At 42.7% G+C, this 24,975-nt stretch carries 20 protein-coding genes and 1 pseudogene; 7 read left to right on the top strand and 14 right to left on the bottom strand.

Annotated features, from left to right (window positions below):
* The 11 genes and pseudogenes from F824_RS27260 to F824_RS0117780 form a co-directional block, all read right to left on the bottom strand.
* Positions 1-194, bottom strand: a pseudogene (locus F824_RS27260) (IS5/IS1182 family transposase); the annotation flags it as partial.
* 140 nt (positions 195-334) lie between these two features.
* Positions 335-1,861: a M20/M25/M40 family metallo-hydrolase gene (locus F824_RS0117830; RefSeq protein WP_019599292.1), complete on the bottom strand. Its 1,527-nt coding sequence runs from the start codon at positions 1,859-1,861 to the stop codon at positions 335-337.
* A 352-nt stretch (positions 1,862-2,213) separates the two neighbouring features.
* Complete coding sequence (locus F824_RS0117820) at positions 2,214-2,924, bottom strand: SIMPL domain-containing protein (RefSeq protein WP_026333786.1); 711 nt, start codon at positions 2,922-2,924, stop codon at positions 2,214-2,216.
* Positions 2,925-3,004: 80 nt separating this feature from the next.
* Positions 3,005-3,853, bottom strand: a complete 849-nt coding sequence (locus tag F824_RS0117815) for a prephenate dehydrogenase (RefSeq protein WP_019599288.1) — start codon at positions 3,851-3,853, stop codon at positions 3,005-3,007.
* Between the two features lie 83 nt (positions 3,854-3,936).
* Positions 3,937-5,079 carry a pyridoxal phosphate-dependent aminotransferase gene (locus F824_RS0117810; protein ID WP_019599287.1) on the bottom strand — a complete coding sequence of 381 codons (1,143 nt, stop codon included), beginning with the start codon at positions 5,077-5,079 and terminating at the stop codon, positions 3,937-3,939.
* Positions 5,079-5,894 (bottom strand): prephenate dehydratase, encoded by an 816-nt coding sequence (locus F824_RS0117805; protein ID WP_019599286.1) that lies wholly within the window; start codon positions 5,892-5,894, stop codon positions 5,079-5,081. The genes F824_RS0117810 and F824_RS0117805 overlap by 1 nt, the downstream gene beginning before the upstream one ends.
* The gene (locus tag F824_RS0117800) at positions 5,891-6,259 is read right to left on the bottom strand and encodes a DMT family protein (RefSeq protein WP_019599285.1); all 369 of its coding nucleotides are present in this window, start codon (positions 6,257-6,259) and stop codon (positions 5,891-5,893) included. The genes F824_RS0117805 and F824_RS0117800 overlap by 4 nt, the downstream gene beginning before the upstream one ends.
* A gap of 92 nt (positions 6,260-6,351) precedes the next feature.
* Positions 6,352-7,560 (bottom strand): 3-phosphoshikimate 1-carboxyvinyltransferase, encoded by a 1,209-nt coding sequence (locus F824_RS0117795; RefSeq protein WP_022582140.1) that lies wholly within the window; start codon positions 7,558-7,560, stop codon positions 6,352-6,354.
* Between the two features lie 112 nt (positions 7,561-7,672).
* Positions 7,673-8,716 (bottom strand): 3-dehydroquinate synthase, encoded by a 1,044-nt coding sequence (gene aroB, locus F824_RS0117790; RefSeq protein ID WP_026333785.1) that lies wholly within the window; start codon positions 8,714-8,716, stop codon positions 7,673-7,675.
* Positions 8,717-8,820: 104 nt separating this feature from the next.
* A complete protein-coding gene (locus F824_RS0117785; RefSeq protein ID WP_019599282.1) occupies positions 8,821-9,918 on the bottom strand; it encodes a chorismate mutase in 1,098 nt (365 codons plus the stop codon).
* A 324-nt stretch (positions 9,919-10,242) separates the two neighbouring features.
* Entirely contained in the window at positions 10,243-11,337 is a 1,095-nt protein-coding gene (locus tag F824_RS0117780; protein ID WP_019599281.1) for a bifunctional 3-deoxy-7-phosphoheptulonate synthase/chorismate mutase type II, read from the bottom strand.
* A gap of 193 nt (positions 11,338-11,530) precedes the next feature.
* On the opposite strand from F824_RS0117780, the gene F824_RS0117775 reads away from it, so the two are divergent.
* The 3 genes from F824_RS0117775 to F824_RS0117760 all read left to right on the top strand — a co-directional run bounded on the left by F824_RS0117775 (position 11,531) and on the right by F824_RS0117760 (position 16,135).
* Positions 11,531-12,718: a proline dehydrogenase family protein gene (locus tag F824_RS0117775; protein WP_026333784.1), complete on the top strand. Its 1,188-nt coding sequence runs from the start codon at positions 11,531-11,533 to the stop codon at positions 12,716-12,718.
* Positions 12,719-12,803: 85 nt separating this feature from the next.
* Entirely contained in the window at positions 12,804-14,522 is a 1,719-nt protein-coding gene (gene lysS / locus F824_RS0117770) for a lysine--tRNA ligase (RefSeq protein ID WP_019599279.1), read from the top strand.
* 398 nt (positions 14,523-14,920) lie between these two features.
* The gene (locus F824_RS0117760) at positions 14,921-16,135 is read left to right on the top strand and encodes an arginine deiminase (protein WP_019599278.1); all 1,215 of its coding nucleotides are present in this window, start codon (positions 14,921-14,923) and stop codon (positions 16,133-16,135) included.
* A 59-nt stretch (positions 16,136-16,194) separates the two neighbouring features.
* Here F824_RS0117760 and F824_RS0117755 read toward each other — a convergent pair whose 3' ends face one another.
* On the bottom strand, positions 16,195-18,954 hold the full coding sequence (locus F824_RS0117755; protein ID WP_019599277.1) for a putative LPS assembly protein LptD: 2,760 nt from the start codon (positions 18,952-18,954) through the stop codon (positions 16,195-16,197).
* Positions 18,955-19,020: 66 nt separating this feature from the next.
* On the opposite strand from F824_RS0117755, the gene F824_RS0117750 reads away from it, so the two are divergent.
* The 3 genes from F824_RS0117750 to F824_RS0117735 all read left to right on the top strand — a co-directional run bounded on the left by F824_RS0117750 (position 19,021) and on the right by F824_RS0117735 (position 22,750).
* The gene (locus F824_RS0117750) at positions 19,021-19,821 is read left to right on the top strand and encodes an N-acetylmuramoyl-L-alanine amidase family protein (RefSeq protein WP_019599276.1); all 801 of its coding nucleotides are present in this window, start codon (positions 19,021-19,023) and stop codon (positions 19,819-19,821) included.
* A 399-nt stretch (positions 19,822-20,220) separates the two neighbouring features.
* Positions 20,221-21,849: an acyl-CoA carboxylase subunit beta gene (locus tag F824_RS0117740; RefSeq protein ID WP_019599274.1), complete on the top strand. Its 1,629-nt coding sequence runs from the start codon at positions 20,221-20,223 to the stop codon at positions 21,847-21,849.
* Positions 21,850-21,907: 58 nt separating this feature from the next.
* A complete protein-coding gene (locus tag F824_RS0117735; protein ID WP_019599273.1) occupies positions 21,908-22,750 on the top strand; it encodes a transglutaminase-like domain-containing protein in 843 nt (280 codons plus the stop codon).
* Between the two features lie 10 nt (positions 22,751-22,760).
* Here F824_RS0117735 and F824_RS0117730 read toward each other — a convergent pair whose 3' ends face one another.
* Both F824_RS0117730 and F824_RS0117725 read right to left on the bottom strand, forming a co-directional pair.
* Positions 22,761-23,345, bottom strand: coding sequence for a redoxin family protein (locus tag F824_RS0117730; RefSeq protein WP_019599272.1), 585 nt, complete (start codon positions 23,343-23,345; stop codon positions 22,761-22,763).
* A gap of 46 nt (positions 23,346-23,391) precedes the next feature.
* Positions 23,392-24,021 carry a 4'-phosphopantetheinyl transferase family protein gene (locus tag F824_RS0117725; protein ID WP_019599271.1) on the bottom strand — a complete coding sequence of 210 codons (630 nt, stop codon included), beginning with the start codon at positions 24,019-24,021 and terminating at the stop codon, positions 23,392-23,394.
* A 38-nt stretch (positions 24,022-24,059) separates the two neighbouring features.
* Between F824_RS0117725 and F824_RS0117720 the strand changes: the two genes are divergently transcribed.
* Positions 24,060-24,971 (top strand): WD40 repeat domain-containing protein, encoded by a 912-nt coding sequence (locus F824_RS0117720; protein WP_019599270.1) that lies wholly within the window; start codon positions 24,060-24,062, stop codon positions 24,969-24,971.
* Positions 24,972-24,975 lie beyond the last annotated feature (4 nt).

Raw genomic sequence — 24,975 nt, 5'->3', positions numbered from 1 at the left:
AGATACTTAAACATCCGAACAGGACTGTGTGCCATACGTCCATTATTAGAGCAGTATTTATCAACTAACTCTTGGTAAACAAAACTAAAGTCAATGATATCATTGATCTTTCTAAGAAGATTGTCCTTTGGGACTATCAAGTCATAGATGGAACTGTATTGGCTGAACTTAATCTCTTGTTGATGTAATAACATGATATTGAGTTATTTGTATATTAAAATATACAAAAAAAAGGTGTAGAAAAGTAATTTTCCTACACCTTTTTTACTAACATTTTATCAAAGGACTTTTTCAGTGGCCTCTCCAGAAGCCCCTCTTTTTTTCGACTCCAGCATCAAAGCTCCTCAGTCAGAATTGCCAAGATGGTTTTGATTCCCTCTTTGAAATTCCCCAATCGGATATTTTCATTGGGGCTGTGTTGGTTGTTGTCTGAATTTACGGTAACCACGGTTACGGCCGGGATTCCCAAAGCATCCACAAAAGGGGAGATCGGAATGGAACCTCCACCCATTCTGATTTTGATGGGTTCTTTTCCAAAAGCACGAACATAGGCTTTCTCCAACCAAATCCCCGGCTCGGAATCAAAGGGTGTTAGGAAAGCCTGGTAAGAAATAGTCCCATTCCATTTCACGATTTTTGGATATTTCATCCTCTCCTCGGTGGTAGGATCTCTGTCCAAAATAAGATATCCCTGATCTTCAATATGCTTTTTAATCAAGGAAAACAAACGGTCAGGATTGCTCTCGGGAACCAAGCGCACATCAATTTCAGCAGTTGCTTCCGCTGGAACAATGGTCCTTGCCTCACTGCCGACATATCCGGATGACATCCCCCTGATATTCAACGAAGGGTATTGAATGGATTCCTGGTAGGAATTCCCAACTTTATCGCTTTCACTGATCCCCAGCTTTTTTTTGATTTCATGCTCATCATCCGGAACCAAATCCAAAATCGATTTTTCTTCTGCGGTCAGATTGATGCCTTCATAAAACCCGGGGATGATCACTCTTCCTGCATCATCCTTCATGGAGGCCAGCAATTGAGACAATCTCAAGGCAGGATTTGGTGCATAGTTGCCATAATGCCCACTGTGCTGGGCCGCTTTGGGACCAAAAACCGTCAAGGTGATTTCAGAAATCCCCCTTGCGCCAAAGCTCAAGGTCGGTTCATTGCTCAGGTGCCTTGGCCCATCCAAAATCAGCATCATGTCTGCTTGCAATTCCTCTTGGTAATCCAAAACAGCTTTGGGCAACTGAGGTGATCCGATTTCTTCCTCGAAATCCAAAATAATCTTGACATTGAAATCCGGAGTCTTTCCATTTTCCAACATCGCATCCCAGGCGGTCAGGAACATGACCAATGGCCCTTTGTCATCCGAACTCGAGCGTGCAAAAATCCTCCAATCGGCATCATATCCCTTCTCAAGGGTTTCCATCGGAATGATTTCCCATTCGCCTGCATCATTCATTTTCTTCAGTACAGGCATGTAAGGGTCTGGCTGATCCCATTTTTTTCGATCTACGGGTTGCCCATCCACATGGAAATAGAACAAGACTGTTTTGGAGGCATTCACGAATTTCTTTTCGACCAACAACAGTGGAAAACCGTCCGTCGTCAGGCGTTTGGATGACCAACCTCTTTCCAAAAAGTTCTCCTCACACCATTGGATATTGGGCTCCAATTGTGCTGGAAAGTTGGAATCATTGGGAATGGAAACCAGCTCATTGAGCATCGTAATCCCTTTCAGGAAATGCTTTTCGGTGATACTTTCCAAATCCAGGTTCTGTTGGCTTTGGGCACTCAATGAGAGGATCCCTCCAAAAAACAATACAACACTAAGAATAGAATATGTTTTTCTCATGGGAAGAAATAAATGGGTGCTGACAAATCAAGTTTACCAAAAGTTAACGGTTTATATGGAATTAAAAAACAGACTTTGATGAAAGGATCCAAGAAGCAATGGAATTGCTTCAGCCCGAAATTTGCACTCGGTTTACAAGTAAGAGTTTAAACTACAAGGAAATCAGATTATTTGGAATAGGACACATTACCGAAATGGTAATGTCAAAAAAAGTGATCAAATACTGCCGATCAATAAATTTCAGGCTGGAATAGAATGGTGAATGCTTAACAAGGGTTGAAACAAAAAAAGCCACTGTTCTTCGGGAAAAACCCAAGAACAGTGGCAAGATTGAAAATTCAATACCGAATGCCTATGGCTTGATGACAAACGAAAATGCTACCAAGATCCTGTCTGTTAACTTCTGGGATTCCGGACTGAAAACCGGCTCTTCATACGCATCGGCTGATTTCATCATCATGGATTCAGACCGCATCATGATGGGCTGGAAAATATTTTGACCTGAGGTATAATTCACTTTCTGGACATTGATTTTGTCTATTCCAAGAGAAGCGGCAATAGTCTCTGCTTTGCTTTTTGCATCGGCAATGGCCAATTCCAAAAGCTGCTTTTCGTAAGTCTTTTTTTGTACCTCTGAAATAGTAAAAGAAACATTGAATCCCATATTGGCTGTTTGGTGAAGGGTTTCCACCACTTTCACCATATCCTTGTCGATACTTTTGACTACGATTTTCACATTTTGTGTGGCCACATAGCCGCTGTCCCTGCTTGTACCTTTGGTGTAGACCCGATTGACATTTACATAGTAATTGTCCACTGTAAATTCGTAATCCTTAATCCCTGTCTTCTCCATCGCATCTTTGATGGATTTGGTCTTTTTGTTGAGCGCATTCGTCACATCCTTGACATTCATCGCTTTCTCCATCAAATTGACATGGATAATGGCTTGGTCTGGCATTACGCTGATTTCGCTTTTGCCTTCCACTTCGATAAGTGGGGTTTCCTGCGCCATTGCTGTGAGAGCAAACAGGAAAACAGGAAGAATAAAGAGTATTTTTTTCATGATCTCGTTTTTAAGGTCAAAAACTAAATTGTCAAAACCCAGGCCAAACTGCTGTGGACACAATCTTTGGAGGCGTATTTTTATTTCTCCAAATTCAAAATATCACCGATCTTGTTGATCTTGAGCATTTCCTGATACAATCCCTCATAATCGTCTGCAATGATTTTGTCCCTGAATTTTGAAAGATTGGAAATATACAGGCTCATGGCTTCCAAGATGTTCTTTTTGTTTTCCTCCATAATCGGAGCCCACATCGCCGGAGAACTTTTGGCAAGCCTTACCGTGGAAGCAAAACCACTTCCTGCCATGTCAAATATGTTTTTCTCATCTTCCATTTTATCCAAAACTGTTTTGCCCAGCATAAAGGAAGAAATGTGAGACAAATGCGAGACAAATGCCAAATGTTTGTCATGCTCATCCGGATTCATGAAGCGCAACTTCATGTTGAGGGCCTCCAATATTTCATAGGCCATGCCTTTGAGATGGATATTGGTTTTGTCCATTTCACAGATGATGAAAACTTTTTTGTCCAAAAGATCTTCTTTGGCCGCTTTTGGTCCTGAATATTCAGTTCCTGCGATCGGATGACCGGCGAGGTATTGTTCTCTTTTGGGATGGTCTGCGACGGCATTGCAAAGTGCTTCTTTGGTAGAACCGAAATCAATCACCAACGTATCTGGACCAATGGAATCAAGTGTTTTGATCAGGATTTCAGAAATGGCATTGGCCGGAACGGCCAAAATGATCACATCCGTATCGGCGTCTGGATTTTCTTTGATTTCCCCAACAATCCCCAATACCTTGGCATCATTTTGATTGTCAATATTGGAATCATATCCGGTGAACGTAATTTCCGGCTTCACTTTTTTGAGTGCCAAGGCGAAAGATCCGCCCAATAAACCCAATCCGATAATGTGTATCTTTTTCATTTTCTTTTATGCTGATCCCTCAGACTTTACTAAATGTTAAAAACAGATTTCGATAATACGATGTAATGCTATTTATCAATGGTTTAAATTCTTGACAAGGCTTCCTTGATTTTTTCTATCGGCACACAAAGGGAAAAACGGACATAGTCTTCCCCATTGCTGCCAAAGATTTTTCCGGGGGTGACAAATATGTTCTTGTCATAAAGCAAGGTATCCACCAAATTGCCCACTTCTATTCCAGCGGGAGCTTTTGCCCATACAAACAACCCGACGGTATCTCGGTCCACTTGCAAGTCCAAGCGTTCTGCCAATTCCCAAATCAATGCTCTCCTTTCTGCATAGATATTATTTAATCCCACAAACCACGATTTGTCCAATGCCAAAGCGGCAATGGCACCTTGTTGAATTCCCAGAAACATCCCGGAATCCATATTGCTTTTCACCCTCAATATGGCTTGAATCCACTCTTTTTTTCCTAAAACCATTCCAACTCGCCATCCTGGCATATTGGCAGTTTTACTGAGTGAATTCAGTTCCACTGCGATTTCCATGGCTCCCCCAACATTGAAAATACTCAAGGGATTTTCCTCTAGGATAAAACTGTAGGGATTGTCATGCGCGATGATAATATCATTTTCCTTCCCAAAGGCAATCAGCTTTTCGAAAAGTGACAGGCTTGCTTTTGCACCTGTCGGCATATGGGGGTAGTTTACCCACATGATCTTCACTTTCTTCAGATCCAATTGACCCAAAGCCTTAAAATCCGGTTGCCATTGATTTCCCGGAAGCAGGTCGTAATAAATGGGGTTTGCCTTCAGCATTTTGGTCACCGAAGTATAGGTGGGATAACCAGGATTTGGGATCAATACCTCATCTCCTTCATCCAAAAACGCCATAGATAGATGCATAATACCCTCCTTGGAACCCATTAAGGGAAGAATTTCGCTTTCCGGAGACAAGTTTACCTGATAATGTCGCAAGTAAAAATCGGCAATGGCTTTTCTAAGCTCGGGATTGCCCTGGTAACTTTGGTAGCCATGGGCCTGCGGTTTTGAAGCGGCAGCTGTCAAAGCGGCAATCACATTGGGATGTGGGGGCAAGTCCGGGCTCCCGATACCCATGTTGATGACGGGCCGGCCTTCTGCGATCAGTTGGTTGACCTCTTTGAGTTTTTGGGAAAAATAATATTCCTGAACTTGTTCCAGCCTTGTTGAAAACCCCTTCATTATTTTCTGTTTAGATATTCCCCAAAGACCGTCACCTCACCAAATCTCTTGTTGATTTCTGAAATGGCTTGTTGGTATTGCCCATAATCTTCAAATTGGGTATCGATAAAAAAAGAATATTCCCAAGGCTTTTCCATCACGGGGATAGACTGGATTTTACTCAAGTCCAGACCACGTTCACTCATCAGGGTGAGTAATTTGGCCAAAACCCCTTTTTCATTGTTAACCGTGATTTTCAGGGAAGCCTTGTTGGGTGTAAAATCGGACTTGCTCCGGGTATCTTGGAGAATGATGAACCGGGTAAAATTATTTTGTACCGTTTGGATATCGGATGCCAGGATTTCGAGGCCGTAGATTTCGGCGGCGGCTTTGCTTGCGATCGCCCCGACACCTGCCAACTGCTCCTCAGCGATTCTTTTTGCAACCGAAGCAGTGTCCACATCATCCATCATTTTGATGGAGGGAAACTGGCTGAAAAATTTTTTGCATTGCAGCAATGCCATTGGATGGGACCTGACTTCACTGAGTGCCTCGATTTTCTGCCCTTTCAAGGCCATCAGATTATGGGAGATCGGCAAATAGTATTCGTCTTTGACAAACAGTTCGTACCTGTCGATCAACTCATAATTGGGGAGAATTGCTCCGGCGATGGAGTTTTCGATGGCCATCACCCCAAAATCGGCATTGCCGAGCCGAACACTTTTGGCCACTTCTTCGAAAATCCGATAACTGACGATTTCAGCATCAGTACCAAAGTAGTCCAATGCGACTTGATAGTGAAATGAGCCTGGTATTCCCTGTATTGCGATTTTCATTTCTTGAAAATAAAGTAAACTGCCAAAATCAAAAAGCCAAATCCGATGATATGGTTCAGCTTAATGGTTTCATTTTTGAAAAACAACAAAGTAAAAACCATAAATACAATCAAAGTGATCACTTCCTGCAAAACCTTCAACTCTACCAAAGAAAAAGGGCCTCCATTCTCATTGAAACCCATCCTGTTGGCAGGAACCTGAAAGAAATACTCAAACAGTGCAATCCCCCAACTGATCATCACGATCGAGATCAACCCCAAGTTTTCAAACCATTTCAATTCCTTGAATTTCAAATGACCATACCAAGCAAAGGTCATAAATGTATTGGACAAAATCAGCAGGATGATGGTGTAAAAGCTTTTCATGTTAAAACAGCTTGGTGGCCGAAGACGAGGTTGAATGCATTTTTATCCCAGAAGAATTAGACCAGATTCCTCCGTTGGAGATTTTGGATACCTCATTTGTAGAGCAAGGCAACATGTTTCCAAAAGCTTGGATAGGATTTATTCACCACCTCAGGGTCTTCGACGATGAGATTTGTCTTGGTGACCAAGGGCAAAAAGGCCATCGCCATCCGGTGGTCATCATAGGTTTTGATGGTCACTTCGTCAGGTATTTCGATGGATGGAATCAGGGTGAATACCCCATTTTCACCTTCCAGCAACTGGGCATTGAATTTTGCCAACTCCTGCTGAAGCGCCAATATCCGATCGGTTTCTTTGATCCTCAAGCTTTCCAATCCCGTGAAATCGACTTTTTGACCAATGATGGCACAAGTCACGGCAACTGTCTGTGCGAGATCGGGGCAGTTCGTGAAATCCCAGGATTTTAATCCTTTGACCTTTTGTTTGGTTAATTTGATGCCTCCGGTTTGAAATTCGCTTTTCACGCCCAATTGATCCATGATCTCGACGATTTTGGAATCTCCTTGGAGACTGTCTTCTTTTAAACCCTGGAGAAATAATTCTCCTTCATCTGCACAAGCCAAAAGGCTAAACCAGTAACTCGCTCCGGACCAATCGCTTTCCACGGAAAACTGAGTAGGGCTATAAGTTTGATGTGGAACTTTGATCACATTTTCTTTCCAGACATGCTTCACGCCAAATTGGGCCATCAGCTGAAGTGTCATTTGAATGTAAGAAATGGATCCGATTTTTCCCAACAATTCAATTTCAAGCCCTTTTGGCAACATCGGGGCGATCATCAGCATCGCCGATATATACTGACTGCTGACATCCCCTCGGATGCTTATTTTTTCGGTTTTTTGTCCCGCCAATCCGTGGACCGCCAAGGGTGGAAATCCCTCTGCCGCCATGTAATGAATCTCAGCACCAATGTCCCGCAAGGCATCCACCAAGATTCCAATGGGCCTTTCGCACATTCTTGGGGTTCCGGTGATGATTTTGTACTGATTGGTGATGACCGCATAGGCTGTCAAAAAGCGCATGGTCGTCCCGGCATCCAACACATCAAATACCGGTGGGTTTTTGGTCAAAAGCCGAATCATGGTTTGCGTATCCCTGGCTTCAGCCAAGTTGCTGATGGTATTCTCCCCCTCTGTCAAAGAATCGATCACCAATACTCGGTTGCTTTCGCTTTTGGAAGAAGGCAAAGGAATTCTTGTCGGTGAAAAAGTGGATTTTTTTTCGTGACGTATATTTTTCATTTTATGGATGCTTTTCAATTGGATGATTTCCCAGTAAGGGGGAAAATAAATATGATTTTATGGAGGAGAATATTAATCAAAATTCAAGCGAAAAATCTTCTTCCTGAATTGACTATTCATGTTTCACCTCTTTGTAGAATAAAATGGCGTCTTGTATTTCGGATTCAGACACGGCAATGTTATAATCACATTCCCCGATTTTTTTCAACAAAGAAAAATTAATCGTTTCTCCCTCATTTTTTTTGTCTTGGCTACACAATGCAATGATGTTGGGAACATCAGCATCTGGAAATTCTATTTTTCCGAAAACACGCAGCAAAGATTCGCTGATCAGATCCAGGTCGGCTGCTTCCATTCCCATTCGGGTTTGAGACAAATAAGCCTCACAAATCATTCCCACAGCGATGGCCTCTCCATGGAGCAAATGCTTTTCTGAATCCAAATAAAATGACTCGAATGCATGTCCAATGGTATGACCAAAATTCAGGATTTTTCTGAGTCCAGACTCTTTGGGGTCTTTTTCGACCACTTCTTTCTTGATCGAAATGGATTTTTCAATGATGGTTTTCCAATCCTGTTGTCCCCAATCTTCGAACTTAAGATCATGGAAATAATTGGGGTCGGCAATAAGCCCATGTTTGATCACTTCAGCATAACCGGACCGAAGCTCCTCTGCAGGAAGGGTTTTGAGGAATTGATCGGAAATAATGACTGCTTCGGGATTGTTGAATACTCCGATATGGTTTTTGAAACCATTGAAATCTATTCCCAATTTCCCCCCTACGCTGGCATCCACTTGAGAAAGTAAGGTGGTGGGTATGTTGATGAATCTGATGCCACGCTTGTAGGTACTCGCACAAAATCCCCCCATATCACCCGTAACTCCGCCTCCAAGGTTGAGGACAAGTGCTTTCCTATCAAAACCCGAATCCGTCATCCACTTCCAGATTTCAATGCAAGTATTTAGGTTTTTGTTTGCTTCGCCAGCCTGAAATGAAAACAATCGGTGTTGTTCCGGAAGTATCTCTTTGATCAAGGGATAGCAGGCGATTGCGGTATTGGAATCCGTAATGACTCCCAACTGCGAAAATTGTTGTTGACCCAAATAGACCCGTAGGTCCTCGGCGATGGCACTGGAAAATAGGATGGATTCCAAGATGGTATTTTGGTTTATGCGCAAAGATAAGAATGGATTTAATTTATAGCCAAAAATCAAATGACCGATGTTTTGTACATCGGTCATTTGACACTGAACCTGAATTATTTTTTGATTGCAGCGGCTTCTCTCAATTGTTTCTCCTGTCTTTTGACGGACTCTTCATGGATGCAATAGAGCAATTCCTTCATGAATTTCTCACTGAGATTTTTTGACACCCCTTTTTCAGTCCTTGACTCCATCACAAATTTCCATCTGTCGGCTTGGAATACGGTCAGGTGATGCTCTCTTTTGTACGCACCGATCTGATCGATCATGGAGAATCTTTCCTGCAAAAGATCCAACAGCTGATCGTCCATGTGGTCTACCGCGGCCCTGAGATCATTTAATCTTTCACTTGGATTTTCACTTCCCAAAGTATCTTTGAAATCAATTTGTGAAAGCAATTGCTTCAGCTGGGCGGGTGTAACTTGTTGTTTGGCATCAGACCAGGCATTGTCTGGATCGTGGTGGGTTTCGATCATCAAACCATCCAATCCAAAATTGATGGCACGCTGGGCGGTTTCCAAAAGACCTTCTCTGTTCCCTACAATATGGCTTGGGTCGTTGATAACTTCCATTCCTTTCCATTCTCTCTTCAAGTGGATCGGCATGGACCAGTTTGGCTTGTTTCTGAACCTCTTGTCGTAAGAGTCAGAAAAACCTCTGTGGATCGCGGCCAACTTATGGATCCCCACGTCGTGAAGTCTTTCCAAAGCACCAATCCAAAGCTGCAAATCCGGATTCATTGGGTTTTTCACCATTACCGGGATATCCACACCTCTCAAGGCATCTGCAATTTCCTGAACAGCAAACGGATTAACGGTAGTTCTTGCGCCAATCCAAAGCACATCTACTTTATGTTTCAAAGCCAATTCCACATGGGCAGCATTTCCAACTTCTGTGGTGATTGGGATATTCAAATGATTTCGGACGATTTCCATCCAGGTCAATCCTTCCTCTCCAATACCTTCAAAGCTTCCTGGACGGGTTCTTGGTTTCCAAATTCCGGCCCTGAATATGTCTGGAATCATGTTTTCTTTTTTCATGTCCAGGCAGACTTTCTCAATCTGCTCAGGAGTTTCTGCGCTGCAAGGACCGGCGATGATGACATGGCCTTTTAATCCTAATCCCCAGTCTTTGGTTTGTAAGTGATCTTTCATAGGTGTATTTGGTTTGAAATAAAAAAACCCGACTCTTTCGAATCGGGCTCTTTCTGTTTTATGATTGTTTATATTAGATACATTCAATAACCAGCTCCGATTCGTCCCGCGGGGCGAAAGTAAAAGTAATAAAATGTAAAATATGAAGGGGCTGCGAATAACATGTGTCAAATTTAAAGGCTGTTATTTTAAAATCAAATAAAATTCAGCTATTTTATTTGATTTTTCTTCAATAAAAATCAAAAGAATTGCTTAATCAGAAATTATGCTAAGTTTGATGACCATTTTCAAAATAATATTTTGACAAGAAACCAATACTCCTCCTCAAGAAAGATGTCTTTCCATAACTTCTGTCTGTTTTTTGATGGATTCGGTATGAATCATTTTATATAATTCTTTTACAAACTCAGGATTTAGATTGAGTGCTATCGCCCATTCGGGTCTGGTCTGGAAAACCTTTTTCCAACGTTCGATCTGGAAGACGGCTACATTGTTTATTTTCTTGTACTCCCCCACTTTTTCGACCAGCCCCATCCTTCTGCTCAAGAGTTCTAAAATTTCCCTGTCCGTATCATCGATTTGTTCACGAATGGATTGCAATTGGGAGGCAAATGCAGGATCATCCACAAAGACCTGCCTGGTTTTAAGGCTTGCCAGAAGCAAGCCCAAATCCTCAGGCCTGAGCTGCTGCTCGGCATCCGACCAAGCTGCGTCAGGATGGAAATGGGATTCAATCATCAATCCATCAAAATTCAGATCCAAGGCCATTTGTGCCACTTGAGGAATCAAGGCTCTTTTTCCACAGATGTGACTGGGATCATTGATCAAAGGAATATCGGGAAATCTCGTTTTGAATTCAATGGGGATTTGCCACATGGGGCTGTTGCGGAAGTGCGTATCGTTGAAATTGGAAAAGCCACGGTGAATGGCCCCGATTTTTGTGATTCCCGCTTCATGGATTCTTTCCAATGCCCCGATCCAAAGGGCAAGGTCAGGATTGATGGGGTTCTTGATCAGTACAGGTATATCCACACCCTTCAAACTGTCGGCAATGTCTTGGACCGTAAATGGATTTGCCGTGGATCTCGCCCCGATCCACAAAAGGTCAATGTTGTTTTTCAAGGCCTCCTCTACATGCGCTGGGGAAGCGACCTCAACGGCAAATTTAACCTTGTATTTTTCCTTTGCTTCTTGGATCCAAGGAAATGCAATGCTACCCACACCCTCAAAGGTATTGGGGCGCGTTCTTGGTTTCCATACACCCGCCCGTATGATTTTGACACCTTGCTTGACCAGTCCCTCCACGGTTTTGTCAAGCTGTTCGGCAGTTTCAACACTACAGGGACCTGCAATGATTAAGGGGTTTTGAATATCAAGCCCCCAGTCTTTCAATGGATAGGTTTTCAATTGGTTTGTCATTTAGATCATTCAACAATTTAGACAAAGGTTCTGTTTATTGGCCACGGTTTTTTTGAATTCAAACAAAGTCTTGGTTCATCCTTCGATTTTATTTTCAAAAAGCATATTTTCCTTCCAAAAGCTTCTACAAATCAACGAACAAAATCCTGCCCATGCGGTTTTTTTGATATATTTGTCTCTTGATATGCGCTATATGCCCGTAAAACCCAATATTTCTTTTGAGAACTTAGAAGTCGCTTTCGCTTCTAAATCAGATGCTGAGCTGAGAAAAATGCACCTCATCTTTGGCACGATGAACAACAATACTCTAGTGAGCCTTGGCGTAAAACTGGCCAATCTTGCTTTTAAACTCCGATTGCCCATCAAAGGCATCATGAAGAAGACCATGTTCGGTCACTTCTGCGGAGGGGAAACCATCGCCGATTGTCAGCCAACTTTGGACACCTTGGCAAAGTACCATATCCGAACCATCTTGGATTATTCGGTGGAAGGCGAAGGAAACGAGGAAAGTTTCGATGCCACCAAAAGAGAAATTCTCAGAACCATTGAGCGATCTGCTGGTGATGGAAACATGCCTTTTGGTGTATTCAAGGTTACCGGTTTGGGAGATTTTGAGCTGATGACCAAAATTCAGGAAGGAAAAAAGCTCGACAAAAAAGAACAGGAAGCGTTTGAAAATATAAAATCGCGGGTGGATGAATTGTGCAAAAAAGGGTTCGCTTCCAAGACGAAGGTTCTGGTCGATGCTGAGGAATCCTGGTTCCAAGATGTCATCGATCAAATGGCCTATGTCGCAATGGAAAAGTACAACCGTGAAAATTGCATCGTATACAACACCTACCAAATGTATCGACATGACATGTTGGACAGGTTAAAGGATGCCCACAAAACAGCCTTGGAAAAAGGATATCTCCTAGGGGCAAAACTGGTGCGGGGTGCCTACATGGAAAAAGAAAGGAAAAGGGCGCTGGAAATGGCTTACCCAAGCCCAATCCAGCCCAATAAAGCTGCATCTGACCGAGATTATGATGCCGCTTTGCGGTATTGCCTGGAAAACAAAGACAGTATCCATTTGGTCTGTGGCTCCCATAATGAACAAAGCAATAAACTGCTGACAGAATTGATTTCCCTTCACGGACTTCAACCTGCCGATGAGCGGATTTATTTTGCTCAGCTTTATGGAATGAGCGACAACATCTCCTTCAATTTGGCAAAAGCCGGATACAATGTCGCCAAATATGTCCCCTATGGGCCAGTAGAAAAAGTAATGCCCTATCTCGGAAGAAGGGCAGAAGAGAACACCTCAGTTTCCGGCCAAAGCAGCAGGGAATTTGATTTGATCAAAAGAGAAATTGCCAGAAGGAAGACGGCAAAAAGCTGATTTACTTTCATGCTATTTGCTTCAACTTCCCCTACCAGACTGAAATAATTTAAGAGAATATTTATTAGAATCGAAAAACATAAAGATGCAGTTATTAAGCGAACAGGAAATCGAACGCAGAAAAGACAGGGAAGACTTGATGAAACTGGGAATCAACCCCTACCCGGCAGAATCTTTCCCCATCAATGCCACTGCGGAAGAAATCCATAAGAATTACCCAAACAATCCCGACCAATACCAAAATATCTCCATCGCCGGAAGGCTGATGAGCAGAAGGATCATGGGCTCGGCATCCTTTGCCGAAATCCAAGATGCCACCGGAAGGCTTCAAGTATATGTCAAGAGGGACGATATCTGTCCTGATGAGGACAAGACTTTTTACAATACGGTTTTCAAAAAACTGTTGGGAATCGGTGATTTCATTGGAATCAATGGCTTTGTTTTCACCACCCAGACCGGTGAGATTTCTCTTCATATCCGGGAAATCAAAATCCTATCCAAATCACTGAAGCCATTGCCTGTGGTAAAACGCGATGAGGAAGGCAACGTATACGATGGTTTTACGGATCCGGAATTGCGTTACAGGCAACGTTATGTAGACCTTACGGTCAATCCGGAAGTAAAGGAGGTTTTTAAAATGCGTTCCAAAATCATTTCTGGAATGAGAAGGTATTTTGATGATCACGGCTGGTTGGAAGTGGAAACCCCCATCCTTCAGGCGGTACATGGCGGTGCCGCGGCAAAGCCCTTCAATACCCATCACAATACTTTGGACATGCCTTTGTTTTTGAGAATTGCCAATGAACTCTACCTGAAAAGGTTGATCGTCGGTGGATTTGACGGAGTATATGAGTTTGGGAAGATGTTTCGCAACGAGGGAATGGACCGTACCCACAACCCGGAATTTACTTCCGTGGAAATCTATGTCGCTTATAAGGACTATATCTGGATGATGGAAATGGTGGAAGATGTGATCCAAAAAATCACCGAGTCCATCCATGGAAAAACGGAGGTGCCGGTGGGAGACAAGATGATCGACTTCAAAGGGCCATACAGGAGATTGACCATGTATGAATCCATCAAAGAATATTCCGGAGTGGACGTAAGCAAAATGGACGAGAATGGTCTAAGAGCAGTTTGTGGCGAAATGGGGATAGAAATCGAGGACAGCATGGGTCGAGGAAAATTGATCGATGAGATCTTCGGGGCCAAGGTGGAAGAACACCTCATCCAGCCTACTTATATCACGGATTACCCGATAGAGATGACGCCTTTGGCGAAGAAACACAGGACTGAACCAGGACTGGTAGAACGCTTTGAATTGTTTGTCAACGGAAAGGAAATCGCAAATGCCTATAGTGAGTTGAATGATCCGATCGATCAGCGGGAGCGTTTTGAAGACCAACTCAAATTGGCTGCAAGAGGAGATGACGAAGCGATGGCAATGGATGAAGATTTCTTAAGGGCATTGGAATACGGAATGCCACCAACTTCAGGACTTGGCATCGGCATCGACAGATTGACCATGATGCTGACCAACAAATCCACCATTCAAGAAGTCCTTTTCTTCCCTCAAATGAGGCCGGAGAAAAAGATCAACATTGCTTCCGATGAGGATTATGTAGCCTTGGGGATTCCATTGGGATTGATTCCAGCCTTGAGAGACCTAAATATCCATACGATCGATCAATTGAAGGAACAGGATATCAACAAGCTTTTCAATGATATCTGCGGTAAAAGAAAAAAACTTAAACTGGATGTCCCTAACCCTACCAAAGAGGATGTGGAAAAATGGTTGTCCTAAGTCCAAAATCAAACTGGAAAAATAATTAGGAAATCAGGGCTAAATTTTGCCCTGACTTGACCTTCACCAAAAATGGAGAAGGCACTTCAAAATCAGAAAAACTGGAGGATAACAGTGGCGTTTTGACTGAAATTTAGAATCACAGAATCCCTGAAAGAATCTTCAAATCCTCACCTTATTTTCATAAAAAGAAAAACCGGATAAAATCCGGTTTTTCTTTTTAAATTCAACTTGTTCTTCTTCGTACTCTTTATCGAATATTTCGGGTATTTCCCCAGCATGTTCCGAGAAACCAATTTTCTGTATTTTTTAAATAAACCTGATTATTATTGCTGAATTAATAAAAAAACAATATTATTGTTAAATATTATTTAATCAATCGGCCATAAATTATTAAAATGAATCTTCGCCTCAACTCTGAATTTGGAACCTTAAAGGCCGTGCTGATGCACCGTCCAGGAAAAGAAATAGACAGATTGACACCCTATAACAAAAGCATGCTTCTTTTTGAGGATGTCCCCTATTTGGAGGCGATGCAAAGAGAACATGATGTTTTCACCGATCTTATCAAACACAGCACGGGAGCAACGGTATATCGCTTAAGAGAACTCTTGATGCAGGTAATTTCAGACAAGGTCATATTGGAAAATCTAATGAAGGATGCCCTTTCCAAATCAGGAATGTCTCATCTTTCAGATGAAATATTGGGGAGATTGTCGACCGCAGAATGTGCCACAGCGCTGACTGCTGGAGTCAAAGTGCATGAACTCAAAAAGAAAATCCCAAACTTGCAGCGGACGGAATTGTTGGATTATGCCTTCATCATCCCTCCAAGTCCCAATCTTTATTTCCAAAGGGATCCGATTGCATTGACGCCGGGAGGAGTGGTCTTTTCGAGTATGAAAATGGAGGGCAGAAAACGCGAAGCAGATTTGCTCAGAACCATTTTTGAAAACCATCCGGAATTCAAGGACCATGTCAATCGGGTTTTCCCTATCAACGGACATGAAAACCCCGCCAGTATCGAAGGCGGTGACATAATTGTCCTTTCCAAAAAAGCGGTTGCCATCGGGAATTCTGAGCGTACCGACGAGAAAGCGATTTACCATGTCGCAAAATCTCTTTTGGCGGAAGGAACAGTAGAAAGGGTTTACGAGGTTCATTTGCCAAAAAAACGGCAATACATGCACTTGGATACCGTTTTCACAATTCTAGATGAAAACTTGGTCCTCACTTATCCCGATGCTTTGAATGCGGTGTTGCAAACATCGCTTTACACCTTGAAAGAGATTCAAGATGACAAAGTCCATATCAAAAGACAAATCTTGAATGAATCCCTTTTGACGGTTTTGGAAAGGGAAATCCCGCATCTGGAAATCCTCCATACCGCTGACGGGAACCCGGATTATGCCATGCGGGAACAGTGGTTTGATGGGGCGAACGTATTTGCCATCGGACCAAGGCGTGTTATTTCCTACAACAGGAACATTTACACCAATCGAGCTCTTAGGGACATGGGGGTAGAGGTTTTGGAAATCCCCTCCTCCGAACTTTCACGGGGACTGGGTGGTCCAAGGTGCATGACCATGCCGCTAAGCCGATCGAAAATCTAATGAAATGGCATTGTTTTTCTTAAAGCAAAAAGACAAATAAAAAGAAAGCCAAATCCGCATTAACGATCAAAGAATGATCTTCTTCTGGACACCTTCAGATCCTGTAGAATAGCGGATTTTACACGAATGTCAACATTATACGAAGTGAACCTACCGAATGGAATCCAGTTCACGTTCATCTGCCAGCAATGGAGGTCACGCGCGATCCCGATCATGGTCTGCGTGATCTGAGCAGTCGAAAAATCAAATCCCGCATTGAAATTTATCTTCCATTTTTCAGAAAGACTCAAATCTCCGCTCATGTTGATGGCTTGGGTGATATTGGAAACACCTGTGGATTGCCTATTGTAACTGATATTGTACCCAAAACTCAGATTCCACGGGATATCCCAATCGATGTATTGGCTAGGATCTGCCACGATCCTGGAAATTTCATTTTCCACGAACTCATTCATCTGACCTCCTTGTTGGAGAAAATCATTGGTGATATCATCCCTAACCTCGCCTGGCCCTCTTGTGGAATTGCTAGGATTGATACTCCCGTTTAGGTTAAGGTTGGCATTCCGCAACCTCCCGATGCCCTGTCCATTTTTCCAAGCCAATTGATTTAACCTTCGCGTGGTAACTCTACCTGTTTCTGGATTGGTGGTGGAAATCTCGGAATACGGATCCAAGGTGGTGGAAAGGTTGACTGACAGTTTATTGTCGAAAAAGGAAGTTCTCGTATTGAAGTTAATCGGAGCGAGTTGGAATGAATCCGCGGCGAAATTATAGTTTGTGGAAAAATTCAAGGTCTGCAACAAGGGGATTTTCTTGGTACTCAGAGCAGCGGTATCGCTTTCTGTTTTTATTTTTGCCTCCAATACGTTTCTCACATTGATGCTCAGGGACCTTGATTCACCCAATGGCGCCCCGCCGAAAATAAAACCTTGGTGTCTGGAAAAAACCTGAGACCTTCCTGAACTATCCACTTGAACCTGCTGATAATACCCAAAAGCTGGATTGGAAAAATCAGGTGTATAGGTAAATCCGAATGAAGGATTCATGTGATGCCTGATCGCTTCTATTTTTTTATTCTTCTTGAAATTATAAAAACCATAAACGTTGGTATTCAGAGCAAAGGAAGAACTGTAAAAACCTACCCTATTGAAACCACTTTCAAGAATCCGATCAACCCTGTTTTCAGCTGGGTTAAAATAAAAATTGATCTTTTCTGTGTACCAAAGCTCGGTATAGTTCACCGAGGCCGTTCCGGTAAAATATTTGAAAAGGGTGAAATTAGAGGAAAGAGGAATTGTGTTTTTGGCGCCATTGTTGGCGTCCTTGAGCAGTTGAGGCAGATTGGCAAGCGTAAAAGGCAAAATATCCTGCTGGGTATTGATGTTCTGGCCGATCTGAAGCACCTCATTTTGGACACCAAAGGGTGCTGTAATCCTGTTGTTGATCGAATTTTGTAGATTGAAATTCCAGGCAATGTTCAGGGTTTTCAGCGGCTCAAATTTGACATTTTGAAAAGGATTTTGCCTATTCATGTTGATCGCAATATCCGGCAATATCAAATTGACTTCATTGGTTTGCACATTTTGGGAATGCCTGAGATTGGCTGACATGCTAAAAGGCGTACCGGTAAAAGTTTTGCTGTAAGCGATGTTTGACGCGAATTCAGAACGAACGTTGTTCACAAAGCTGGTTGGATTGATGACCACGTTGTTGTAATTGGTCGTTCCTGCATTGACAGATGCCGAGAATCTGGAATTCCCCCTACTTTCGGGAGTATGCTGCCAATTGACCCAGAAAGTATTGTAATCCAGGGGATTCAATTCAGTTTCGGGACTTTTGAATTTCTGGAAATCAACATTGAAGCCACCGTTGTACCGGTATCTCTTTTTATAGATCGTAGCGGCCTTGACACCGTAACCCCCTTTTGAATAAACATCTCCGGTCAATCGGGTGTGGACGAAATCATTGAAGGCAAAATAATATCCAAAATCCCTAAGCACCAATCCTCTTACCTGTTCCTGTCCATAGGATGGAAATACTATCCCAGAAGCTTTCTCCTCGGGCGTATCCGGTATCATGCCAAAAGGAAGTCCAATCGGAGTTGGAATGTCGTTGAAATAAAGGTTGAATGGGCCGGTGACGACTTTTTTTCCTCTGATGGATTTTATTTTCGCTGCACTGATATGCCAATGGGGTTCTTCTAGATTGCAGGTCGTATAATACCCATGATCCATATAAATACTCCCATCTTGCCCTTTTTTGATGGTTTCGCCTCTTAAAAGTCCGTCTTGCTGTTCGGTAACCACATCCTTGATGATGGCTTTTTGGGTTTTAAAATTGTACCGCATCTCTTTGCGGATTTCATAAGTGGTATTTCCTTCCTTGAAAATCGGATTTCCCGTGATACTACCAAGAGAATCCGTCACTCCGGAGGCAAACAATTCACTTTTTTCCCAATCGATGATGATCAAATCCGCTTCCAAACGAATGTTTCCGTACTCAAACCAGGCCTCTTTGTGGAGATATACTTTGTTGACTGTGAAGTCCGTTATGATACTGTCTTCTCCATAATAATTAATTTCGGTTTGAATTTCCCCGCGCGGCACTACATTTGTAGTGTCGGATAGAGGAATCGAATCTTGTCGAGACAAAAGGAGAGAATCCATCTCCGCAGAAAGCAAGGGCTTGGTGTTCAAAACAGTATCTGGAGCGACAATCTGTTTTTCCACCACTCTTTTGCTCCTTTGTTGGGAGAAAACTAAACTGGGCAGGGCCCAAAAGATGATAATGGAAAGAAAATGGAGCCCTTTATTCCGCACTGATTGATTTATATTTGTTTAAAAATTTATAATTTAGCTCGAGCAAAGTTAATCTTATTAACCTGTATGGAACGCACCAAAGTTAAAAATATTCTCCTTATTTCATTATTGACTACTTCACTATTATTTACTGGATTTGTCCCCACTGGATCAAGGGCGCCTGAGTTTCGGCTCAAACGGGTTGTCATCGATGCAGGACACGGCGGCAAGGATCCTGGCACCGTAGGGTACATTTCCAAGGAAAAAGACGTAGCGCTCAAAGTAGCCCTCCAAGTGGGAAAATATGTCGAAGAAATGCTGCCTGGAGTGGAAGTGATTTACACCAGAAAAACAGATGTCTTTTTGGAATTGAAAGAGCGGTCCAATATCGCCAACCGCAACAAAGCCGACCTATTTATTTCCATCCATTGCAACGCTGCAACAAACCGAACTGTTTTTGGGACAGAGACTTTTGTGATGGGAAACAAAAACATGGAAGCCAACTTTGATATCGTAAAACGAGAGAATGCTGTGATTCTATTGGAAGATGATTACAAAGAAAACTACGAGGGTTTTGACCCTTCCTCTCCTGAGTCTTATATGATGTTCAACTTGATGCAGAAGGCATATTTTGCAGGGAGCATTTCCTTGGCCTCAAAATTGGAAGATGATTTCACCAACCGTGTCAACAGACACAGCAGAGGTGTGAAACAAGCTCCTTTTTACGTTCTTTGGACCACCAGCATGCCGAGCGTACTTGTGGAAATCGGTTTTCTTTCCAATGCAGGAGAAGAGAAATACCTCAACAGCAGTGATGGACAAACCTATCTTTCTTCGGCGATCTTTCGCTCCATCAAAGCCTACAAGGAAGAAATTGAATCCATGTAAGGATGGAAACGTGAATCAACGGAGTAAAAAGCAGCCTCCATTTGACAAGTATTCAGCTTGACAAATGGAGGCTGCTTTTTTTATGGATCACTTGGTAAAACCAAGGCTTCTTCCAAGTGATCCGCTTTTCCCCGTGTGATGCCTTCTTAATTCCATTCCAGCCGCAAATTGCTTCACAATCAGTCTTTGTTGCCTGTTTTTGACTTCACCTTATCGGCATCGGGTCTTGTCCCATCAATAGTCTGATTTCCTTCCGGTTGCAACACCCAGCAGGAAACCAAATGCATGTTTCAGATTTAATTTTTGGGTCAAGGCGATGTTAAAAGGCCTCTTTTTTTTCTTACGGTTTAAATTAGTTTATTTTAGCGGACTGAAGAGAACTAAACCCAAATAAATCCAATGGATATTGAATTCAATAAAAACGAGGACCAAAACAAACAATTGCTTTTTCAACTCAACAAAAAATTCCAACAGGTCAAATTAGGCGGGGGCGAGAAACGAATCGCGAAAGAGCACGAAAAAGGCAAACTTACCGCTCGCGAAAGAATCGATTACCTCATCGATCCGAATTCTGATTTTATTGAAATCGGCGCATTTGCGGCAGATAAAATGTACCTGGAAGAAGGGGGATGCCCTTCTGCGGGCGTGATCACGGGCATAGGTCGGGTGAGTGGCAAGATGTGTATGATCGTGGCCAACGATGCGACCGTCAAGGCCGGAGCATGGTTTCCCATGACAGCCAAAAAAAACCTAAGGGCCCAGGAAATCGCCATGGAAAACCGCTTGCCTGTCATCTACCTGGTCGATAGTGCCGGTGTTTTTCTACCCATGCAAAACGAGATTTTCCCGGACAAAGAACACTTCGGGAGACAATTCCGAAACAATGCAAAAATGTCTGCGATGGGAATCGTCCAGGTATCCGCCATTATGGGAAGCTGTGTGGCAGGTGGGGCTTATCTTCCGATTATGTCTGATGAAGCCATGATCGTGGACAAGACTGGTTCCATATTTTTGGCGGGCTCCTATTTGGTAAAAGCAGCCATCGGGGAATCTGTAGACAACGAAACCTTGGGAGGAGCCACTACCCACTGTGAAATATCCGGCGTCACAGACAATAAATTCGATACGGATGAAGAATGTCTGGATGCCATCAAAAGGATTTTTGATAAAATTGGGGCAACGGAGGTTGCTGGATTTGACAGAAAAGAAAGCAAAGTACCAGAAAAAAACGAAAAGGAATTGTACGGTATTTTCCCAGTTGATCGGGTAAAACCATATGACATGCTTGAGGTTATTTCACGATTGGTGGATGGCTCCGAGCATGATGAATACAAAAAGGACTACGGCAAAACCATCATCTGTACCACTGCCAGGATCGATGGCTGGGCGGTAGGCATCATCGCCAACCAGCGCAAAATGGTGAAGACCAAGAAAGGCGAAATGCAGATGGGCGGTGTGATTTATTCGGACTCGGCCGATAAGGCTGCTCGATTTATCATGAATTGTAACCAACGCAAAATCCCTTTGGTTTTTCTCCAAGATGTGAGTGGATTCATGGTCGGAAGCAAGGCCGAACATGGTGGAATCATCAAGGATGGTGCGAAAATGGTAAATGCCATGGCCAATTCCGTTGTACCCAAATTCACTTTTATTTTAGGCAATTCTTATGGAGCAGGCAACTATGCGATGTGTGGAAAAGCCTATGACCCAAGGTTGATTTTCAGTTGGCCAACGGCCCAAATGGCCGTCATGAGTGGGGCAGCAGCAGCCAAGACCTTGCTACAGATCAAAGTAGCTTCCCTGAAAAAAACCGATCAAATCATTTCTCCCGAAGACGAGGAGCTTTTGCTGAAAGAAATCACTGACAAATACAATGAAGAATTGAGCCCTTACTATGCGGCTGCGCGACTTTGGGTGGATGGCGTGATTGACCCCTTGGAAACAAGGAAAATCATCAGTACTGGAATAGAGGCTGCCAACCATTCCCCTATCAATGAGCGATTTAATGTCGGGATTATTCAGACTTAATAAAAAAATAAATCGTAAATTGAGCTTGGCCGGTAAATCATTTTTTGGATAAATAGACATGGAAAAACTATCAGAAAAAGAACTACATGCTCTTGTTTCCCTATTGGAGGACACAGACCGAGAGGTAAAAAACCATGTGAGGGATAAGCTCATTTCATTGGGACATGAGATTATCCCTTACCTGGAGAAAAAATGGGAGACCAGTTTCAATCCCGAAATCCAGAAAGAAATAGAAGAACTGGTCCATCAACTGCAATTCTCATTGCTTCAGGAAAGATTAAGGGATTGGAAAAACTCACCGGATCAGGATCTCCTTACCGGACTGTGGATCATCAATACGTATCAATATCCGGATTTGGAATTCGATAAAATCAATGCGGAAATGCACCAGTTTTATTTCGAAGTCTGGACAGCTTTCAAAAATGACCTTTTGCCTTATGAACAAGTGAAAATCATCAACAGTGTCCTGTTCAATACACTGAGATTTTCTGCCAATACCAAAAACTTCCATTCACCCGGCAACAGCATGCTCAGCAATGTGATGGAGACGAAAAAGGGGAATCCTATCAGTCTCTGCGCAATCTATCTGTTGGTTGCCCAGAAATTGGGTTTGCCTATATACGGCATCAATCTCCCAAACCTATTTGTCCTGAGCTATAAAACTACTGACACGACCTTTTACATCAATGCTTTCAACAAGGGTTTGGTTTTTAGCCGGCAAGATATCAACAACTATCTGGATCATTTGAAGATCGAGCCACGGGAAGAATATTTTCAGCCCTGCACCAATCTGGATATTATCCAGAGAACGATACGAAACCTGATTGTGGCTTTCAAAAAACTCAATGAGGAGGAAAAGGTGAAGGAAATAGAAGAACTACTGGCCATAATCGAAGCATGATTTCCAGCTTTTAATTCAATCTTCTCACATTACATCCAACTGCCCTGGTAGAGACGGGGCTTGGATTTCTTTTGTTCTGAATGCTGATCAATGCATTTTCAAGGTATTTCACATTTGCATTTGCTGCCATTTGGGGATTGTTGTCAATGGCTCCCCGATAAGCAATGGAAAAACCAGTGGGCCCTGAAGCGATGACGACCGCTTCGGGTAGCTTGGTGATGTTCAGTTGTTTGGTAAGTGACTGATTGTTATCGCTTAGAAAAGGGATGTTGATTTGCTGTGTCTGTGCCCTGGATTTCATGGCCGCTGGATTCTCTTCGGAATCCTGACCGGAATGTGGGTTGACCAAAGCAAAAACAAAACCATCGCCGGAAAATCTCCGATTCAAGTCTAGAATTCTTTCCTCATACAATTTGGAGAAAGGACAGCTTACGGTGGTAAAAATCAGGATTACCGCTTTGGCTTCGGCATGGTTTTGCAAGGCAAAGGTATTTCCGGAAAGCGCATCTGTCAGTGAAAAATCATCTACCTTTTGCCCTTGGCTAAAAGAAAAAGAGAGGAGAAATATAGAAATGAGAAGGGTTAAATTTTTCATAGCTAGGGGATCTAATCCACCGAATTTACGAAATAATCCGCCAAAATCACCAAATGGTATAGGTCAATACCATATCCTTCTCATGTTCCACTTTGACTTGATAAAAATGATCTGAAAAATCGCTTTGATAAACCTTCGCCTTGATGATTTTATCTTCCAATTTGAACGGGAAAAGAAGGATGTTTTCCTTGAGACTGATTCCTTTCTTGCCCTGACATTTATAGATAGACTCCTTGGCAGACCAAGCGATTGTATGAAGTAAAGGATCCGTGCCCAAAAACTCAATTTCCGAATCATCCAAAAATTTAGGGCCAAGTCTGACGATTTTTTCCCGGACAAAATCCATGTCGATCCCCACAGGCATATCTTTATGGAAAATAGCGGCGGCCACTCCCCTGGTATGCGTAAGGGAAACATGTCCAAATCCATCCATGGGTTGGGATTTACCATGTTCATCCTTAAAAAACCCAGGATAAGGCAATGAAATACAATCCAATGCCGCTTTGATCGCTATCCGTGCGCCTTTCCACTCCACTATTTTTTCGGGATGCGAAATATTGGCCAAGGAAAGTTTTTCCCTGAAACTCAAAAATTCGGTTCCGTTTCCTGCGACTTCCTGAATATTATTAATCGCCAAGGCAGATAAAGGCCCAATTTTTTCTATTTTTGCTTGCATAGACCAAATTGCGTTTATTTTGCTTATCACTGCAATATATGTCAAAAATCAAAGTTAATAAACTTCACACACTTACAGGTCATAATGATTGTATTTATGCACTGGTAGAAGGACCTGATCCAAGGTATTTTTACACTGGTTCGGGTGACGGGATGGTAGTGGAATGGGATTTGGAGAATCCAAAAAACGGCAAATTGGTCGCAAAGCTTCCCCACTCCGTTTATGCTTTGGAAGTCGACAAGGAAAAAAACCAATTGTTGGTTGGCCATAATTTCGAAGGAATTCATGTCATTGATTTAAATGAAAACAATGAATTGTGGTCCCTAAAAATCACGGACCATTCCATTTTCGATATTCAGATACATGAAAATGAGATCTTTGTGGGCACAGCAGATGGCATGATCACCGTTTTGGATCGCGAAAAAAGAGCAGTCAAAAAGCACATCAAGGTCAGTCACAAAAGCATTCGGGTATTTTCGGTTGACCCCTTGAGAAATCAACTCGCAGTGGGCTTGAGCGACCATTCTGTGAAAATTTTTGACTTGACCAATCATGCCCTTTTGCATCACTTGGAAAAACATACCAATTCTGTTTTTGCTTTGGGATATGCCCCCGACAAACGTATATTGATCAGCGGAGGAAGAGACGCCCATATTCACATTTGGAACACAGAAACATACACGTTGGACCAATCAGTGGTTGCCCATATGTATGCTATCAATTCTCTTTCCTTTCGCCAAGACGGAAAATATTTCATCACATGTAGCATGGATAAATCCATAAAAATATGGGATTCAGAAAGCTACAAACTCTTGAAAGTAATCGACAAAGCCCGGCACGCTGGACACGGAACCTCCATTAACAAAGTACATTGGAGCACATATAATCAAACCATCATTTCTGTCAGTGATGACAGAAGCATTTCCATTTGGGAACTAGAAGAACTATAAAACC

This window comes from Rhodonellum psychrophilum GCM71 = DSM 17998, assembly GCF_000381545.1.
GTDB lineage: Bacteria > Bacteroidota > Bacteroidia > Cytophagales > Cyclobacteriaceae > Rhodonellum > Rhodonellum psychrophilum.
This window is presented reverse-complemented; position numbering and strand designations above follow the sequence as displayed.

What these genes read in the sequence shown, in the direction of transcription:
- F824_RS0117810 (WP_019599287.1), bottom strand. Translation starts at nt 5,079, where the DNA reads ATGAAGGGGTTTTCAACAAGGCTGGAACAAGTTCAGGAATATTATTTT.
- F824_RS0117795 (WP_022582140.1), bottom strand. Translation starts at nt 7,560, where the DNA reads ATGAAAAATATACGTCACGAAAAAAAATCCACTTTTTCACCGACAAGA.
- lysS (WP_019599279.1), top strand. Translation starts at nt 12,804, where the DNA reads ATGCAGTTATTAAGCGAACAGGAAATCGAACGCAGAAAAGACAGGGAA.
- F824_RS0117805 (WP_019599286.1), bottom strand. Translation starts at nt 5,894, where the DNA reads ATGAAAATCGCAATACAGGGAATACCAGGCTCATTTCACTATCAAGTC.
- F824_RS0117720 (WP_019599270.1), top strand. Translation starts at nt 24,060, where the DNA reads ATGTCAAAAATCAAAGTTAATAAACTTCACACACTTACAGGTCATAAT.
- F824_RS0117730 (WP_019599272.1), bottom strand. Translation starts at nt 23,345, where the DNA reads ATGAAAAATTTAACCCTTCTCATTTCTATATTTCTCCTCTCTTTTTCT.
- F824_RS0117750 (WP_019599276.1), top strand. Translation starts at nt 19,021, where the DNA reads ATGGAACGCACCAAAGTTAAAAATATTCTCCTTATTTCATTATTGACT.
- F824_RS0117780 (WP_019599281.1), bottom strand. Translation starts at nt 11,337, where the DNA reads ATGACAAACCAATTGAAAACCTATCCATTGAAAGACTGGGGGCTTGAT.
- F824_RS0117815 (WP_019599288.1), bottom strand. Translation starts at nt 3,853, where the DNA reads ATGAAAAAGATACACATTATCGGATTGGGTTTATTGGGCGGATCTTTC.
- F824_RS0117785 (WP_019599282.1), bottom strand. Translation starts at nt 9,918, where the DNA reads ATGAAAGATCACTTACAAACCAAAGACTGGGGATTAGGATTAAAAGGC.
- F824_RS0117800 (WP_019599285.1), bottom strand. Translation starts at nt 6,259, where the DNA reads ATGAAAAGCTTTTACACCATCATCCTGCTGATTTTGTCCAATACATTT.
- F824_RS0117775 (WP_026333784.1), top strand. Translation starts at nt 11,531, where the DNA reads ATGCCCGTAAAACCCAATATTTCTTTTGAGAACTTAGAAGTCGCTTTC.
- F824_RS0117725 (WP_019599271.1), bottom strand. Translation starts at nt 24,021, where the DNA reads ATGCAAGCAAAAATAGAAAAAATTGGGCCTTTATCTGCCTTGGCGATT.
- F824_RS0117740 (WP_019599274.1), top strand. Translation starts at nt 20,221, where the DNA reads ATGGATATTGAATTCAATAAAAACGAGGACCAAAACAAACAATTGCTT.
- F824_RS0117820 (WP_026333786.1), bottom strand. Translation starts at nt 2,924, where the DNA reads ATGAAAAAAATACTCTTTATTCTTCCTGTTTTCCTGTTTGCTCTCACA.
- F824_RS0117760 (WP_019599278.1), top strand. Translation starts at nt 14,921, where the DNA reads ATGAATCTTCGCCTCAACTCTGAATTTGGAACCTTAAAGGCCGTGCTG.
- F824_RS0117830 (WP_019599292.1), bottom strand. Translation starts at nt 1,861, where the DNA reads ATGAGAAAAACATATTCTATTCTTAGTGTTGTATTGTTTTTTGGAGGG.
- F824_RS0117735 (WP_019599273.1), top strand. Translation starts at nt 21,908, where the DNA reads ATGGAAAAACTATCAGAAAAAGAACTACATGCTCTTGTTTCCCTATTG.